The organism is Pseudomonas sp. GW822-FHT06B12 (assembly GCF_058799675.1).
In genome coordinates, this window is the sequence record NZ_JBXALR010000011.1 from 1 (window position 1) to 16,012 (window position 16,012).

Genomic DNA, 16,012 nt, shown 5'->3' on the forward strand with positions numbered 1-16,012 from the left:
GAAACGCATTTGCATGTGTGCACCGACGAGATTAAATCCTCTCGTTTGATTCCGGTGCAACATACAAGGAGCTGCCGCAGGCTGCGATCTTTTGATCTGAAATGCTGAAAGGAATCCATGATGAGTAGCGCCGACCAATCCTCCCCGGCCCTGAAGGAAATTTTCAACGCCGAGCGCTTGCAACACATCGCCACCGAAATGCGCGCGGTGTACCCGGCGTTCAACGCCAAGGCGTTCCTGAAACTGGCCAATGACGGCCTCGGCGAGTTGTCGGTGATGCAGCGCATGGCACGGGTCGGTGAATGCCTGCACGCGGTGTTGCCGCTGAGCTATGAGCAGACGCTGGAGATCCTGCGCCCGCTTGCACCGCGCCTGAACAGCAGCTTCGTCAGCATGTTCCTGCCCCACTATGTCGCCACTTATGGTGTTCACACGTTCGAGTTGTCGATGGATGCGCTCAAGTACTTCACCACGTTCGGATCCTCGGAGTTCGCAATCCGGCATTTCCTGCGCAGCGACCTGGAGCGCTCGCTGGCACTGATGCGCGAATGGTCGCTGGACGACAACGAACACGTCCGTCGCCTGGCCAGCGAAGGCAGTCGCCCGCGCCTGCCGTGGTCGTTTCGCCTCGAACAGGTACAAGCCGACCCGACGCTGGCCGCAGCAATCCTCGACAACCTCAAGGCCGACAGCAGCGTTTACGTACGCAAGTCGGTGGCCAATCACCTCAACGACATCACCAAGGACCACCCCGAGTGGGTGCTGAGCCTGATTGAAGGCTGGTCGCTGGAAAACCCGCGCACCGCGTGGATCGCCAAACATGCCCTGCGCAGCCTGATCAAACAAGGCAACCAACGGGCACTGGCAATCATCGGCGCTGGCGGTAAACCCGAAGTCCAGATCCATAACCTCAAGGTTGAACCGGCGGTGATCAGTCTCGGCGAGACCATCACGCTCTCGTTCGACCTTCATTCAACCGCCAGCGGCAACCAGCGACTGGTGGTCGATTACGCCATCGACTACGTCAAAGCCTCAGGCGCAACCTCAGCGAAAATCTTCAAACTCAAGGGCCTCACCCTGCCCGCCCACGCCCGCCAAACCCTCAGCCGCGCCCAGCAGATCCGCGAACTGACCACCCGCAAGCATTACGCGGGCACGCACGCGATCCACATCATGGTCAATGGCGAACGACTGGGAAGCACCGCGTTCGAAATCACCCCATAATCCCGAAGCAAACTCGGCTCCCACAATGGATTGGCGTACACCTGCAAGAGATGGGTCGGCTGTCAGGCCGCCATCGCGAGCAGGCTCGCTCCCACAGTTGAACTGTGTACACCTGCAAGAGATTGGTCGGCTGTCAGGCCGCCAAGATCAAAAGATCGCAGCCTTCGGCAGCTCCTACGCGTTTGGGGGCTGGCCGAGCAGCAGCGCCTGCTCGCTATCACACAACCCCACCACGTAATCCCACAACACCCGCAACCGCACCGACTTATGCAATTCACGGCGAGTGCTGATCCAGTAACTGCGCTGAATACTTTCAGCCGGCAGCAGCGGCACCAATTCCGGGTCGCTACTGGCCATATAGCACGGCAGCACAGCGATCCCCAACCCCGAGCGCGCCGCCTGCTGCTGGGCAATCACGCTGGTGCTGTGAAACACCACCTGAGGGCTGCGGCAGAAACTGTTGAGGAACATCAACTCCTGACTGAACAACAGATCGTCGACGTAACCGATCCAGACATGCCGCGCCAGGTCTTCACGGCTACGCAACGGCGGCGAACGGTCGAGGTAGGCCTGACTGGCATAAAGCGCCAGACGGTAATCGGTGAGCTTACGGGTGACCAGCATGTCGGCGGCCGGGCGTTCCAGATGAATGCTGATCTCGGCTTCACGGTTGAGGATGCTGACGAATCGCGGCACCGCCACCAGCTCCACTTCCAGCCCCGGATAGCGATCAAACAAGCCCTGCATGCGACTGGCGAGAAACATGATCCCCAGACCTTCGGTCACCCCGACGCGAATCTTGCCCAGCGGCGCACTGGACTGGGTGATTTCCTCCTGCGCCAGCAAGGCGACGTTTTCCATGGCTTCCGCGTGTTTAAGCAACGCTTCACCGGCCGGGGTCAGTTGATAACCCTGGGCTTGCTGGACGAACAGCGCAGTGCCGAGGCTGGTTTCGATGGCCTCGATATGCCGCGCCACCGTGGCGTGGGTGGTTTTCAGGCGCCGGGCGGCGGTCAGCAAGCGGCCGCTGCGTTGCAATTCGAGAAAAAACCGCAGGTCATTCCAGTCGAACATCTGCCTTCCTTGCATGCATGGGAGTTGATCACTGTTTAAAAACGCACAGCAGCTGAGCAAAAACTAACATTCTTTTGCCGAAAACTAACAACTAGGATGGATCTCAATAAGAACAACACGCTGCGAGGTCATGGATGCAACCTGCCGTTGATGCATACGATTACATCGTGGTCGGCGCCGGGCCGGCCGGTTGCCTGCTGGCCAATCGACTCTCCGCCAACCCGCAACACCGGGTACTGCTGCTTGAAGCCGGCGGGCGCGATAACTATCCGTGGATTCACGTCCCGGTCGGTTACCTGTTCTGCATCGGCAACCCGCGCACCGACTGGTGCTTCAAGACCGAAGCGCAAACCGGCCTGCAAGGCCGCAGCTTGAGCTACCCGCGCGGCAAAGTACTGGGCGGCAGCTCGTCGATCAACGGCATGATCTACATGCGCGGCCAGGCCGGTGATTACGACCGCTGGGCCGCCGAGGGCAATCCCGGCTGGAGCTGGAGCGACGTGCTGCCGTTGTTCAAACAGAGCGAAAACCATTTTGCCGGTGACTCGGCGTTTCACGGCGCTGCCGGGGAATGGCGTGTCGAACGCCAACGCCTGTCGTGGCCGATTCTCGACGCTTTCCGCAGTGCCGCCGAACAAAGCGGCATCGCCAGCGTCGATGATTTCAACCAGGGCGACAACGAAGGCTGTGGCTACTTCCAGGTGAATCAGAAAGCCGGGATACGCTGGAATGCCGCCAAGGCCTTTCTCAAACCGATTCGCCATCGACCTAACCTCACCGTCTTGACCGACGTCGACGTCGACCGCGTGCTGTTGGAAAACGGCCGGGCATCAAAGGTCAGTGCGCGCTGGCAAGGCCAGACAAGAACCTTCGTCGCCCGCCAGGAGATCATCCTCAGCGCCGGCTCAGTAGGTTCGCCAAGCATCCTGCAACGTTCCGGCATTGGCCCGGGCAGTCTGCTCAAACGCCTGGGAATCGGTGTCGTCCACGAACTCAACGGGGTCGGCGGCAACCTGCAGGATCACTTGCAACTGCGGCTGATCTACAAGCTGGAAAACGCCCGGACCCTGAACCAGATCGCCGGTAGCCTGTGGGGCAAAGTGGGCATGGGCCTGCGTTATCTGTATGACCGCAGTGGCCCGTTGTCGATGGCGCCAAGTCAGCTCGGTGCGTTCGCCCGCTCCGGGCCGGAACAGACCTCGGCGAACCTCGAGTACCACGTCCAGCCGCTTTCGCTTGAGCGTTTCGGCGAACCCTTGCATGCGTTCCCGGCGTTCACCGCCTCGGTGTGCGACCTGCGCCCGCAAAGCCGTGGCTGCGTGGAGATTCGTTCGGCCGACCCGCAGCAGGCGCCGTTGATTCAGCCCAATTACCTGAGCCATCCGCAAGACCTGCGCGTGGCCGCCGACGCCATTCGCCTGACCCGACGCATCGTTGCCGCGCCGGCCTTGCAACCGTTCAACCCGGTCGAATACCTGCCGGGTGCGGCCTTGCAAAGCGAAGAACAACTGCACGAAGCCGCCGCGCGCATCGGCACGACGATTTTCCATCCCGTCGGCACTTGCCGCATGGGCAACGACGCAGACGCGGTGGTCGACGCCCAACTGCGGGTCCACGGCATTCCCGGCCTGCGCATTGCCGACGCCTCGATCATGCCGCACATCACCTCGGGCAATACCTGCTCACCTACACTGATGATCGCCGAGAAAGCGGCGCAACTGATTCTCGCCGCATCGACCTGGATATCTACCCCGGAAATAGAACGGGTCACCGAGCTGCACTAGTAGGAGCAGCGCCAGCCCACAAGGCCGGCGCTGACAGTGGAACAACAATAAATAAACACTGTGAGGGATACCGACATGTCAGAACAGGCTCAAGCAATAGCCGCGACGCTCAGCGCCGGCACCAGCAAGGAAACCCAAAAAGTCATCTTCGCCTCGTCCCTCGGGACGGTGTTCGAGTGGTATGACTTCTTCCTCTACGGCGCCCTCGCGGCGGTGATCAGCAAACAGTTTTTCGCCGGGGTCAACGACACCACGGCGTTCATCTTCGCACTGATGGCCTTTGCTGCCGGGTTCATCGTGCGGCCGTTCGGCGCTCTGGTATTCGGTCGCCTGGGGGACATGATCGGGCGCAAATATACGTTCCTTGCGACGATCATCCTGATGGGCCTGGCGACCTTCTGCGTCGGCCTGTTGCCAACCTACGCCTCCATCGGCATTGCCGCGCCGATCATTCTGGTGGTGCTGCGCATGCTCCAGGGCCTGGCACTCGGTGGCGAGTACGGTGGCGCTGCAACCTATGTTGCAGAGCACGCGCCGGTCGGCAAGCGAGGTTTCCACACCAGCTGGATTCAGTCCACCGCGACCCTCGGTTTACTGCTTTCGCTGCTGGTGGTCCTCGGCAGCCGCTACTTCACCGGTGATCAGTTCGAAGTCTGGGGCTGGCGTATTCCGTTCCTGCTGTCGATTGTCCTGCTGGGCATTTCGACCTGGATTCGCCTGAGCCTGCACGAGTCGCCAGCCTTCTTGAAAATGAAAGAAGAAGGCAAGTGCTGCAAAGCGCCGATCCGCGAATCCTTCGGCAAGTGGGAGAATCTCAAAGTGGTGCTGATCGCACTGTTCAGCATCAACGCCGGGCAAGCAGTGACCTTTTACGCCGCGCAGTTTTACGTGCTGTTCTTCCTTACACAGTTTCTGAAAATGGACCCGGCGCTGGCCAATACCTTGCTGATTGTCAGCGTGGTGATCGGAGCGCCGTTCTTCATTTTCTTCGGCTGGCTGTCTGACCGGGTCGGGCGCAAGCCGATCCTGATGCTCGGCTTGCTGTTGGCTACCGCACTGTACTTCCCGATCTTCAAAACCCTGGCCCACTACGCCAACCCGGCCATCGACCGCGCCAGCCAACAGGCACCGATCAGCGTGCTGGCCGATCCGGCGACCTGCACCTTCCAGTTCGACCCGGTGGGCAAGGCGCGTTTTGACAGCCCTTGCGACAAGGTCAAAACCTTCCTGGTCAAACAAGGCCTGCCTTACAGCAGCGAAGCCGCACCTGCTGGCAGCGCGGTGCAAGTGAGCGTTGGTGACGTGAAGATCGATGGTTACGACGAGGCGGCCCTGCGCGGTGCCGTAACGCTGGCCGGTTACCCGCAACAGGCGGACACCCAACTGATCAACAAACCGATGATCGTCGCGTTGATTGTGGCGCTGATCATCATTTCCGCGATGTGCTACGGGCCGCTGGCGGCGTTGATGGTCGAACTGTTCCCGACACGTATCCGCTACACCTCGATGTCGCTGCCCTATCACATTGGTAACGGCTGGTTTGGCGGGTTCCTGCCGACCGTGTCGTTCGCGCTGGTGGTCTATACCGGGGATATTTTCTACGGGCTGTGGTACCCGGTGTTGATCACCGGTGTAAGCCTGGTGGTGGGCATGATCTGCTTGCGCGAGACCAAGGACGTGGACCTGGATAAAAACTGACGGATCCTACAAGCATAAAAAAAGTCCGCCCATGTTGGCCCTGGGCGGACTTTCACTGCACAGAACCGCGTCTGCGGTTCTTGTCAGCAGAGTTTAGGCCACAATATCCGTGGTTGCAGCCTGACCTACCGTTCCGACAGCAAAGTCCACCGCACCGTGGCCGGTGAGATCGACATACAGGCTGGTCTGGTTGGTCTGGGCGAAGTAAGTCAGGATCGCGTCACCGGCATGACCGGTGAAGCCGCTGACGAAGTTCAGCGTGGCGGCACCCGACGAGAACTGCGCGATGCCCGACAGGTCGATTTTGTCCTGGCCACTGGTGAAATCCATGATCCAGTCTGGCGCGGTCATGGTCGAATCGGATGCCGCACCGAATACGAAAGTGTCGGCCCCTGCTCCACCCCACAAGGTATCGCCGCCACCGCCGCCATAGATGATGTCATTGCCGGCACCGCCCATGATCAGGTTGGCCACCGCGTTGCCGATCAACAGGTCATTGCCCGAACCACCGATGGCATTTTCCATGGTCACGCCGTGGGCGATGGACACGTTGCCCACCAGGCCACCAACGTCGGAGAACGAGCCTTCGTTGAGGTTGATCTTCTGGTTCTGGCTGAAGCCCGAGAAGTCCAGGGTGTCGTTGCCGCCCCCGTCCCACACCGAGAACACCACTTTGGAATCAGCTGACGTGGCGCTGTAGAAATCGCGACCGGCGTTGGAGTTGAAACCATAGACCGTATCATCGGCACGGGTGCCGAGGTTGGCACCGTAGAGCTTTTGCACCGCGACGATGTCGTCCATCAAGGGTGCCGAGGCGTACGCGCCGCTGCCGTCCTTGCTGAAGTTCTGGCCGGTGTTGCTCTCGCTCCAGTAGCTCATCAGGCTGTAGCCACGCGTGTCCTGAGCGTAGGTCACGTCGTTATAGGTCGGGTTGCCGCTACCTGCGTTATAGACGCCAGGATGGGACAGGCCCAGGCTGTGGCCGATTTCGTGGGTCAGGGTCTGACGCCCGTAGTTGTTGGTGCCCGGCGTCTCGTTGACCCGATACTGATCGTTGATCAGGTACCAGGACTGACCGTCGTAGCTGCCACCCGAAGGCAAGTAGGCGAACGCTGCGCCACCGGTGCTGACGTTGTAGTTACCGAAACTCAGGTGCCCGTCGCCGCCCGTCGCCCCTTCCTTGAACGTGACGTTGGCCACGTCCGACCAGGATTGCAGAGACAGTTTCGCCTGGGCTTTCTGCAGGTCGCTGAACTCGCTGAACTGACCCAGTTTGGTGTTGTAGTTCGCAGGCGCGGAGGTCATGAAGCTGAAGCTCAGCTCGACTTTGCCGTTGCCGTCCGTGTCGTGCCAGGACAGGTTTTTACGCAGAATCTGATCGGCCGCCTGATCCGCTGTGAACGACGGTTTGCCGTTGATCAACTCAGAACCACCGCGATCATACAGATGGCTGAAGGCATCGACCTGGCTGTAGGCCGAACTGACCTGTCCTGAAGAGAAGACGGCTTTTGCTTTGGCTTGTGACATCACTACGTCCTTGTTTCAAATAGTCGGTTCCGATAGACCACGGCGACCCCTTCGCGAGATCGTCCTATCACTCGCCCTGTAGAAGGCGTAACGAAACTGACACAGTTTGAAGCGGCGGGGCTATTGAATTTTTAGATAGCGGACTGTTCAAGGCAAAGCGTCATGGCTCTTTTTGGTCTGACTGACGGTACACCCCTTCATCGCCAGCTCATTGACGTCCGCCCCCAGCAAGCGCGTGATGATGAGTCCGGTAGTAATCGGGCAAGGATGGTTCAACATGGCAAAAATCAACGTTTTGGCAGGCAATTTTCTACAAGGCGATAGCGAGTACCGTGAAGGCGCGTTCCGGCTGAAAACACCCTTCAATCCAGCGCTCGGGGTCAAAGTGCAAGCCTCGGCATTCAAAACCCTGGAAGTTGCATCCGAGGATAGCGTTGCCAACAAGGATGCCATTGGCTACGGCATCGCCGGCGCCATGCTGCTCGGTCCCGTCGGGGCGATCGCCGGCTACCTGATGGCCGGCAAGGAAACCGAGATCACGTTCATCGCCACCTTCAAGGATGGCAGCAAGCTGTTGGCGGCAACTGACAGCGATACTTACCGGGATTTATCCCGGCACATGAGCCATTAAGCGTTACATTGCAAACGCTGGTGCTCATGACATTCAAGCGTAATGTCATGAGCACTTCCCGCCACAACATCGATAACTATCGAATATAAAGACTCTGCTATATCCTCCCGCCTCCATCGGCCACACTTCTTACCTGTCTAATACCTAAACAGAGTGCTTTTAAGGTTGACTTCAGTGGCCTGCCTGAGTACATTGCGCGGGCCGGTAACTCAGGCCTTTTTTCAACTCACAAAAGAATCCAATGGACACAGTATCTAGACGCTGTCTGGCTGATGCGAATTCGCAGAGCTGGGCACTTAACCCAGAAAATGACGGGACTCGACTCCTCGGTCGGGTGAGCTGCGCTAGGGCTTGACGCTCCATCGTAACTTGCCTCTCCGGCGTCAGTCCGGTTGCGAGGCATGTTATGAACTTCAAATCTACTGTAATGCCAGGTGTACGCGCCTTCGCCTCGACGATGCGCGTAAAGCTCTGCCGTGAGCGCCCTGTGGCGGCTAGCTCGCCGTTTTCCTCCCCTTCTTCGCGCACTCAGGCTCACCTGCGTGCCAATTGGCGCGTCTGCCCGTCGACCGGCCAACTCCAGCAACGCTGGAGCGTCGACGAAAGCCAGGAACCACCGAGTCGGTGCTTTTCGCACCTGTTGCAGCAGGCCAGCCTGATGCTGGGTCTGTACCTCGGAGCGCGCACTTTCAGTTGATCTGAAAGTACACCCAGGCATTTAACCCCGCGTTTTCCTTAATAAGGAATTCGGCAACTTCTTATTGCCTGTTTAAAACACACACTTATTGGAGTCTGCTATGGACGACGCCAGTAGTAGGTTCGCTGCATACCGTTTGTTATTGGTTATGCAGCGAACGTTAAAACACAAAAAACACAACGACCTGAATCGATCGCTTACTTGCGCTTCGACATACTTTCGCTCGCCTTTAATTAGCTGAGTTGCCTGTGTGTCGTGCCGCAAGACTGCGGCAGGAGCACACACAATGACCACTGTAAAAAATCGAAAAACACCCGCCCAAGGCGCCACGAGCGACGACACCAAGCTGTCGATGCGCGCCGCCCGTGAGGCGCAAAACGGCCTCGCTGTCACCCTCGCCAACGTGAAAACTTCCGCCGACGGCCTGACCGAGCTCGATGCCGAAGGTCGCCTGCAACGCGAAGGCTTCAACGAAGTGGCCCATGACAAGCCGCCTCATGCGCTGATGCAGTTGCTGCTGGCCTTCAACAACCCCTTCATCTACGTCCTGATGACCCTGACCGCCATCAGCTTCGTCACCGACTTCTGGCTACCCTTTCAAGACGGCGAAGAAACTGATCTCACTGGCGTGATCATCGTGCTGGTGATGGTGTTGGCGAGCGGCCTGATGCGCTTCTGGCAAGAGCACCGTTCAGCCAAGTCTGCCGAATCCCTCAAGGCCATGGTCCGCACCACCGCCACCGTGCTGCGGCGCGAGCAGATGGGCATGAAGCCCAAACTGCGCGAAGTGCCGATGCGTGAACTGGTGGCAGGCGACATCGTTCAGCTGTCCGCTGGCGATATGATCCCTGCGGATATTCGCCTGATCGAATCCCGAGACCTGTTCATCAGTCAGGCCGTGCTGACCGGGGAAGCCTTGCCGGTCGAGAAGTACGACACCTTGGGCAACGTCGCACAGAAGTCCGCTTCAGCGACGCCGACTGATCAGTCCAACCTGCTGGATCTGCCAAACATCTGTTTCATGGGCACCAACGTGGTCAGCGGCACCGCCAAAGCGGTGGTGGTCGCGACCGGTTCACGCACGTACTTCGGCTCACTCGCCAAAGCCATCGTCGGCTCCCGAGTGCAAACTGCCTTTGACCGCGGGGTGAACAGCGTCAGTTGGCTGTTGATCCGTTTCATGCTGGTCATGGTGCCGATCGTCTTCCTGCTCAACGGTTTCTCCAAAGGCGACTGGACCGACGCATTCATGTTCGCCCTCGCGGTGGCGGTCGGTCTGACCCCGGAAATGCTGCCGATGATCGTCAGCGCCAACCTCGCCAAGGGCGCGATGGCGATGGCCAAACGCAAAGTCGTGGTCAAGCGCCTCAACGCGATTCAGAACTTCGGTTCGATGGACGTGCTGTGCACCGACAAGACCGGCACCCTGACCCAGGACAAAATCATCCTCGAGCACCACGTCGACATCAGTGGCCGGCGCGACGATTCGATCCTTGAACTGGCCTGGCTCAACAGCCATCACCAGAGCGGTCTGCGAAACCTGATGGACCAGGCGGTGGTGCAGTTCGCCGAGCGCAACCCGAAGTTCAAGATCCCGTTCGCCTACAGCAAGATCGATGAGCTGCCGTTCGACTTCATTCGCCGGCGCCTGTCGATCATCGTCAAGGACAGCCGCGACGATCATCTGCTGGTCTGCAAGGGCGCGGTCGAAGAGATGCTGAGCATTTCCAGCCACATCCATGAGGGTGGCGTGGTGGTTGCGCTGGACGAGCAGCGTCGCAAAGAGCTGCTGGCGATGGCCAACGAGTACAACGAAGATGGTTTCCGGGTGCTGGTGGTCGCCACTCGCGAGATCCCGAAAGCCCAAAGCAAAAATCAGTACAAAACCAGTGATGAACGAGAGCTGGTGATCCGCGGTTTCCTGACCTTCCTCGACCCGCCGAAGGAGACCGCTGGCCCGGCGATTGCCGCGCTGCGTGACATGGGCGTGACCGTCAAGGTGCTGACCGGCGACAACGCTGTGGTGACCTGCAAGATCTGCCGCGAAGTCGGTCTGGAGCCTGGAACGCCGCTGCTCGGCCAGGACATCGAGAAGATGGACGAGTCGACCCTCAAGCTACGGGTCGAAGAACGCACGGTGTTTGCCAAGCTCACACCGCTACAGAAATCGCGAGTGCTCAAGGCCTTGCAGTCGAACGGTCACACCGTCGGGTTCCTCGGCGATGGCATCAACGACGCCCCTGCCCTGCGTGATGCCGACGTCGGTATTTCGGTCGACAGCGGCACCGATATTGCCAAGGAATCGGCCGATATCATCCTGCTGGAAAAGAGCCTGATGGTGCTCGAAGAAGGTGTGCTCAAAGGGCGCGAGACCTTCGGCAACATCATGAAGTACCTGAACATGACCGCCAGTTCGAACTTCGGCAACGTTTTCTCGGTATTGGTGGCCAGTGCCTTCATTCCGTTCCTGCCGATGCTGTCGATTCACCTGTTGCTGCAAAACCTGATGTACGACATCTCTCAGCTGGCGCTGCCGTGGGACAAGATGGACAAGGAATACCTGCGCAAACCGCGCAAGTGGGACGCCAAGAACATCGGGCGCTTCATGCTATGGATCGGGCCGACCTCGTCGATCTTCGACATCACCACCTTTGCCCTGATGTGGTACGTGTTCTCGGCCAATAGCGTGGAAATGCAGACCCTGTTCCAGTCCGGCTGGTTCATCGAAGGCTTGCTGTCGCAGACGCTGGTGGTGCACATGCTGCGGACCCAGAAGATCCCGTTCTTCCAGAGCACCGCGGCATTGCCGGTGATCCTGATGACTGGACTGGTGATGGCGCTGGGCATCTACATCCCGTTCTCGCCACTCGGCACGCTGGTCGGACTGCAGCCACTACCATGGCAGTACTTCCCATGGCTGGTGGGTACGCTGCTCAGCTACTGCGTGTTCGCTCAGTTGATGAAAGCCTTCTACATCCGCCGCTTCAAGCAATGGTTCTGATGCACTGAACACACCGTAATCCATGTGGGAGCGAGCCTGCTCGCGATGACGGTTGCACATTCAACACTTGTGCTGCCTGTCAGTCCGCTATCGCGAGCAAGCTCGCTCCCACAGATTTTGTGTTCGCCGCACCTGATCAGTACACCTCATCGCACCGCCCTCCGGCTCCCGGGCCGTTAATAAATACAACACGAAATAAGGGAGAGTCCTCATGTCGGGAACTACTCTATTGATCAACCTCGCCGGCTCCATCGCTCTCCTGCTCTGGGGCACCCATATGATTTCTTCGGCGCTGTTGCGCGGCTTCGGCACGCAACTGCGTCACTGGCTGGGAAAAAACCTGAACAACCGCTGGATGGCCTTGCTGTCGGGCGTCGGTATCACCGGCATTTTGCAAAGCAGCACCGCTGTCAGCCTGATGGCAACCTCCTTCACCGCCGCCGGCACCCTGGGCCTTGCGCCTGCGCTGGCGGTCATGCTTGGGGCCAACATCGGCTCGACACTGGTGGTGCAACTGCTCAGTGTCGACATTTCGATCGTCACGCCCATTGTCCTGTTGATGGGGTTCATCGTCTTCCGACTGCGCGATGACTCACGCTACGAAAGCGTCGGTTGCGCGCTGATTGGCCTCGGCTTGATGCTGCTGGCGCTGCGCATGCTCGGCGCAACGCTGGGAGCCGTGGAAGGCACAGAGATTTTCCACGCCATCATGCAAAGCCTCGACGGCGACATTGTCATTGCCTTGCTGGTGGCCATGCTGCTGACGTGGATCTGCCATTCCAGCGTCGCCGTGGTGTTGCTGATCGCCTCGCTGGCCGGCACCGGTCTGTTGTCGCCCGTGACCACCATGGCGCTGGTGCTCGGGGTGAACATCGGTGGCGCCCTGCCCTCGGTGCTCAACGCCAGCTCCAGCGTGGCCCGACGCTTGCCGGTCGGCAATCTGCTGGTGCGAGTCATCGGTGCGCTGGTGTGCTTGCCGTTCGTGCCGATGCTGGCTCAGAGCAGCCCGATTGCAGAGCTGACACCTGCGCTGCTGGTGGTTTGCCTGCACACCAGCTTCAATCTGGTGCTGGCGCTGGTGTTCATCGGTCTGACAGAACTGCTGGCAAAACTCTTGACCCGCCTGCTGCCGTCACCTGCGCGGGACGTTGACCCCGGCATGCCGCTGTATCTGGACGAGGCCGGGCTTGAGGTGGCCAACATCGGGCTGTCCAACGCGGCACGCGAAGCCCTGCGGCTCGCCGATATGCTGTCGATCATGCTCAACCGCGTGTTGCAACTGTTCCAGACCTCGGACCAGGCCAACGCCGATGAGATACGGCAAATCGATCAATCCCTGGATCTGTTGAGCGCGGCAATCCGCGCTTATCTGGCAGACATCGGCCAGGAAGGCATCAGTGACAGCGACGCCGATCGCTCGCAGGAAATCCTGATGTTCGTGATCAACCTGGAACACGCCGCCGACATCCTTTCCACCAGCCTTGCGCAGTTAGCCGCGCGGCGGTTGCGGCGTGGCGAGAGCTTTTCGGTCTTCGAACTGGGCACGCTCTATCCGCTGCACAATGCGCTGCTGGATAGCCTGAGCCTGGCGATCACCGTGTTTCTTCGCGAAGACCTGCCCACCGCCCACCAATTGATCAACCGCAAGGAGACCGTAAGAAGACTGGAAGCGGCGGCCAGCCGGGAACACTTTCGCACGTTGCGCGAAGACAAAAGCGCCTGGGCCGAATCCGGTGACATTTTTCAACGGCTGCTGCGTGATTACCGACGCGTGCATCACCACATCGCGGCGCTGGCCTACCCGGCGCTCGAGCGTGCCGGCGAGCGGGAGATCGAGAGCAGCTACCTGACCGAAGCTCATCCGCAACCCGGCGACGACAAGGACGAACTGCAATGCGCGTCCTGATCTGTGCCGGGCGTTATTACGCCGACACCCGTACCTGCCGCCGAGTACTGGAAGCCTTCCAGCGCCTGCACGAAGTGCGCGTGCTGATTCATGGAGGCAATCAGTTTCTGGGCGGCGAAATCGAAGACTGGGCCCGGGAACTGGGCGCGAACATCGTGCGCTATCCAGCCAACTGGCAACTGCACGGCAAGTTGGCGGAACGCCTGCGCAACACCTTCATGTTGAGCGATAGCCGACCGGACATCGTCATCGCACTGCCCGGCGCAGAAGACACCGAAGAACTGATCGCGCAAGCCAGGACGGCCGGCATTCAAACGCTCTCGGTGAACGAACGGACGTAGCCGTACGCAAATCCGTAGGAGCTGCCGCAGGCTGCGATCTTTTGGGGCGCAGCGCCTAATTAACTGTACATCCATACAGATAAAGGTTGATCCCTGCCGTCGTAGCCCGCATGCTGTGCACCTCTCAAACCCTGATAACTGATGGTGGTTATGCGGCTGTTCCTCTGTGAAAAACCTTCCCAGGCCAAAGACATTGCGGCGGTGCTCGGTGCCAGCCGGCGCGGCGACGGCTGCTGGCTGGGAACGAACGTCACAGTGACCTGGTGCATCGGCCACCTGCTGGAAACCGCACCGCCGGATGCCTACGACACACGTTATAAACGCTGGGTACTGGAAGACCTGCCGATCATTCCCGAGAAGTGGAAGATGCTGGTCAAACCCAGGACCGCCAGCCAGTTCAAAGCAGTCAAACGGCTACTCGGCGAAGCGGATGAGCTGGTAATCGCCACCGACGCCGACCGTGAGGGCGAGATGATTGCCCGTGAGCTGGTGGAGCATTGTCGTTATCGCGGGCCGATCCAGCGCCTGTGGCTATCGGCGCTGGACGACGCCTCGATTCGCAAGGCCCTGGCGGCGCTCAAGCCCGGCGCCGAGACCTTCAGCCTCTACCACTCGGCGCTCGGGCGTTCACGCGCCGACTGGCTGATCGGCATGAACATGAGTCGCCTGTTCACCCTGCTCGGGCGCCAGTCCGGCTATCAAGGCGTGCTGCCGGTGGGCCGCGTGCAAACACCGACCTTGCGTCTGGTGGTCGATCGCGACCGCAGCATCGCCGATTTCGTGCCCGTGCCGTATTGGGCCATCGACGTACAACTGCTGCATGACAACATCCCATTCACCGCCCAATGGCGAGCGGCGTCAGACGTCTGCGACGAGCATGACCGTTGCCTGAATCAGCCACTGGCCCAGGAGGCGGCCACCGCCATGCGCAACGCCGCCAGTGCGCGGCTGGTCAAACTGCGCACCGAGCGGGTCCGCGAAGCCGCCCCGCTGCCGTTCGATCTTGGCACGCTGCAAGAAATCTGCTCGAAAAAACTCGGCCTCGGCGCCCAGGAAACCCTGGACGTTGCCCAGGCACTCTACGAAACCCATAAAGTCATCACCTATCCGCGCAGCGATTGCGGCTACCTGCCGCTGAGTCAGCACAGCGAAGCTCCGGGCATTCTCGCCGCCCTTGGACGTGCCGATCCGGGCCTCGGCGAACTGCTCAACTACCTTGAGCCGCAGCGCCGTTCGCGGGCCTGGAACGACGCCAAGGTCAGCGCCCACCACGGGATCATTCCCACAGCTGCGGCGAAAAACTTCGAACGCCTGACCGGCAAACACCGTGCGGTCTACACCTTGATCCGGGCACGATATCTGGCGCAGTTCCTGCCCAACCACGAATACGACCGCACCCAGGCTGACTTCGACTGCGCCGGGCAAGCGCTGCGGGCGGTCGGCAAGCTGATTGTCGAACCCGGCTGGAAGCGCGCGCTGCCCGAAGCCTTGGCCCCGGCCAAAGGACGGGAAGCCCCGGCACCGCAGATGCTTCCGGCACTGGCTGAAGGATGGGATTACGCCGTCGCCAACGTGACGCTGAAGGATCTCTGGACCCAGCCACCCAAACCGTTTACCGAAGGCGACCTGATCAAGGCGATGAAGAACGTCGCCAAACTGGTGGAAGACCCGCTGCTCAAGCAAAAACTCAAGGACACCACCGGCATCGGCACCGAGGCGACCCGCGCCGGGATCATTCAAGGGTTACTGGATCGAGGTTATCTGATCAAGAACGGTAAAGCCCTGGCCGCCACACCGCCGGCCTTCAGCCTGATCGATGCCGTGCCCCGGGCCATCGCCGACCCCGGCACCACGGCGATCTGGGAACAAGCGCTGGACATGGTGCAAAGCGGCGAAATGAGCCTTGAAGAGTTCGTCGCCAAGCAAGCCGCCTGGATGAGCAAACAGGTCGGCCGCTGCACCGGCCTGCGCCTGACCATCAGCGGCCCGGCAAGCCCGGCCGGCAAGGGTGCGGCGCCCTGGAAGAACAAACGTAAAACCACCAAACGCAAAACCGTCAAACGCAAAACCGCCCCCGCCACCAAGTTGTAGGATCTGGCGAAGCCTGCGATATTTTGACGTCGTTTTTC

The 16,012-nt window shown here is 59.9% G+C and carries 11 protein-coding genes; 9 read left to right on the forward strand and 2 right to left on the reverse strand.

The genetic code is table 11. The annotated features are described in order from the left end of the window. Positions 1-120 precede the first annotated feature (120 nt). Positions 121-1,224, forward strand: a complete 1,104-nt coding sequence (locus tag AC1RKH_RS21985) for a DNA alkylation repair protein (protein WP_493064505.1) — start codon at positions 121-123, stop codon at positions 1,222-1,224. A 174-nt stretch (positions 1,225-1,398) separates the two neighbouring features. Here the strand turns inward: AC1RKH_RS21985 and AC1RKH_RS21990 are convergent, their stop codons facing one another. Then, the gene (locus tag AC1RKH_RS21990; protein ID WP_493064506.1) at positions 1,399-2,298 is read right to left on the reverse strand and encodes a LysR family transcriptional regulator; all 900 of its coding nucleotides are present in this window, start codon (positions 2,296-2,298) and stop codon (positions 1,399-1,401) included. A 134-nt stretch (positions 2,299-2,432) separates the two neighbouring features. Here AC1RKH_RS21990 and AC1RKH_RS21995 point away from each other — a divergent pair, with 134 nt between their 5' ends. Both AC1RKH_RS21995 and AC1RKH_RS22000 read left to right on the forward strand, forming a co-directional pair. After that, positions 2,433-4,082, forward strand: coding sequence for a GMC family oxidoreductase (locus AC1RKH_RS21995; RefSeq protein WP_493064507.1), 1,650 nt, complete (start codon positions 2,433-2,435; stop codon positions 4,080-4,082). Positions 4,083-4,157: 75 nt separating this feature from the next. Beyond that, entirely contained in the window at positions 4,158-5,780 is a 1,623-nt protein-coding gene (locus AC1RKH_RS22000; protein WP_493064508.1) for an MFS transporter, read from the forward strand. Positions 5,781-5,873: 93 nt separating this feature from the next. On the opposite strand, the gene AC1RKH_RS22005 is transcribed toward AC1RKH_RS22000, so the two are convergent. Continuing rightward, entirely contained in the window at positions 5,874-7,307 is a 1,434-nt protein-coding gene (locus AC1RKH_RS22005; RefSeq protein ID WP_493064509.1) for a serralysin family metalloprotease, read from the reverse strand. 277 nt (positions 7,308-7,584) lie between these two features. Between AC1RKH_RS22005 and AC1RKH_RS22010 the strand changes: the two genes are divergently transcribed. The 6 genes from AC1RKH_RS22010 (at position 7,585) to AC1RKH_RS22035 (ending at position 15,974) form a co-directional block, all read left to right on the forward strand. Beyond that, positions 7,585-7,938, forward strand: a complete 354-nt coding sequence (locus AC1RKH_RS22010; RefSeq protein ID WP_493064510.1) for a hypothetical protein — start codon at positions 7,585-7,587, stop codon at positions 7,936-7,938. 406 nt (positions 7,939-8,344) lie between these two features. Further along, positions 8,345-8,635, forward strand: coding sequence for a hypothetical protein (locus tag AC1RKH_RS22015; RefSeq protein ID WP_493064511.1), 291 nt, complete (start codon positions 8,345-8,347; stop codon positions 8,633-8,635). A 286-nt stretch (positions 8,636-8,921) separates the two neighbouring features. Further along, the gene (mgtA, locus tag AC1RKH_RS22020; protein WP_493064512.1) at positions 8,922-11,636 is read left to right on the forward strand and encodes a magnesium-translocating P-type ATPase; all 2,715 of its coding nucleotides are present in this window, start codon (positions 8,922-8,924) and stop codon (positions 11,634-11,636) included. Positions 11,637-11,847: 211 nt separating this feature from the next. Beyond that, positions 11,848-13,542: a Na/Pi cotransporter family protein gene (locus AC1RKH_RS22025; RefSeq protein ID WP_493064513.1), complete on the forward strand. Its 1,695-nt coding sequence runs from the start codon at positions 11,848-11,850 to the stop codon at positions 13,540-13,542. Then, positions 13,530-13,883 carry a DUF2493 domain-containing protein gene (locus tag AC1RKH_RS22030; protein WP_493064514.1) on the forward strand — a complete coding sequence of 118 codons (354 nt, stop codon included), beginning with the start codon at positions 13,530-13,532 and terminating at the stop codon, positions 13,881-13,883. Before AC1RKH_RS22025 ends, AC1RKH_RS22030 begins: the two co-directional genes overlap by 13 nt. Before the next feature lie 150 nt (positions 13,884-14,033). Further along, the gene (locus tag AC1RKH_RS22035) at positions 14,034-15,974 is read left to right on the forward strand and encodes a DNA topoisomerase III (RefSeq protein WP_493064515.1); all 1,941 of its coding nucleotides are present in this window, start codon (positions 14,034-14,036) and stop codon (positions 15,972-15,974) included. Positions 15,975-16,012: the final 38 nt, after the last annotated feature.

Excerpts from the sequence above, each read along its gene's own strand:
- AC1RKH_RS21985 (WP_493064505.1), top strand. The coding sequence starts at position 121 with ATGAGTAGCGCCGACCAATCCTCCCCGGCCCTGAAGGAAATTTTCAAC.
- AC1RKH_RS21990 (WP_493064506.1), bottom strand. The coding sequence starts at position 2,298 with ATGTTCGACTGGAATGACCTGCGGTTTTTTCTCGAATTGCAACGCAGC.
- AC1RKH_RS21995 (WP_493064507.1), top strand. The coding sequence starts at position 2,433 with ATGCAACCTGCCGTTGATGCATACGATTACATCGTGGTCGGCGCCGGG.
- AC1RKH_RS22000 (WP_493064508.1), top strand. The coding sequence starts at position 4,158 with ATGTCAGAACAGGCTCAAGCAATAGCCGCGACGCTCAGCGCCGGCACC.
- AC1RKH_RS22005 (WP_493064509.1), bottom strand. The coding sequence starts at position 7,307 with ATGTCACAAGCCAAAGCAAAAGCCGTCTTCTCTTCAGGACAGGTCAGT.
- AC1RKH_RS22010 (WP_493064510.1), top strand. The coding sequence starts at position 7,585 with ATGGCAAAAATCAACGTTTTGGCAGGCAATTTTCTACAAGGCGATAGC.
- AC1RKH_RS22015 (WP_493064511.1), top strand. The coding sequence starts at position 8,345 with ATGAACTTCAAATCTACTGTAATGCCAGGTGTACGCGCCTTCGCCTCG.
- mgtA (WP_493064512.1), top strand. The coding sequence starts at position 8,922 with ATGACCACTGTAAAAAATCGAAAAACACCCGCCCAAGGCGCCACGAGC.
- AC1RKH_RS22025 (WP_493064513.1), top strand. The coding sequence starts at position 11,848 with ATGTCGGGAACTACTCTATTGATCAACCTCGCCGGCTCCATCGCTCTC.
- AC1RKH_RS22030 (WP_493064514.1), top strand. The coding sequence starts at position 13,530 with ATGCGCGTCCTGATCTGTGCCGGGCGTTATTACGCCGACACCCGTACC.
- AC1RKH_RS22035 (WP_493064515.1), top strand. The coding sequence starts at position 14,034 with ATGCGGCTGTTCCTCTGTGAAAAACCTTCCCAGGCCAAAGACATTGCG.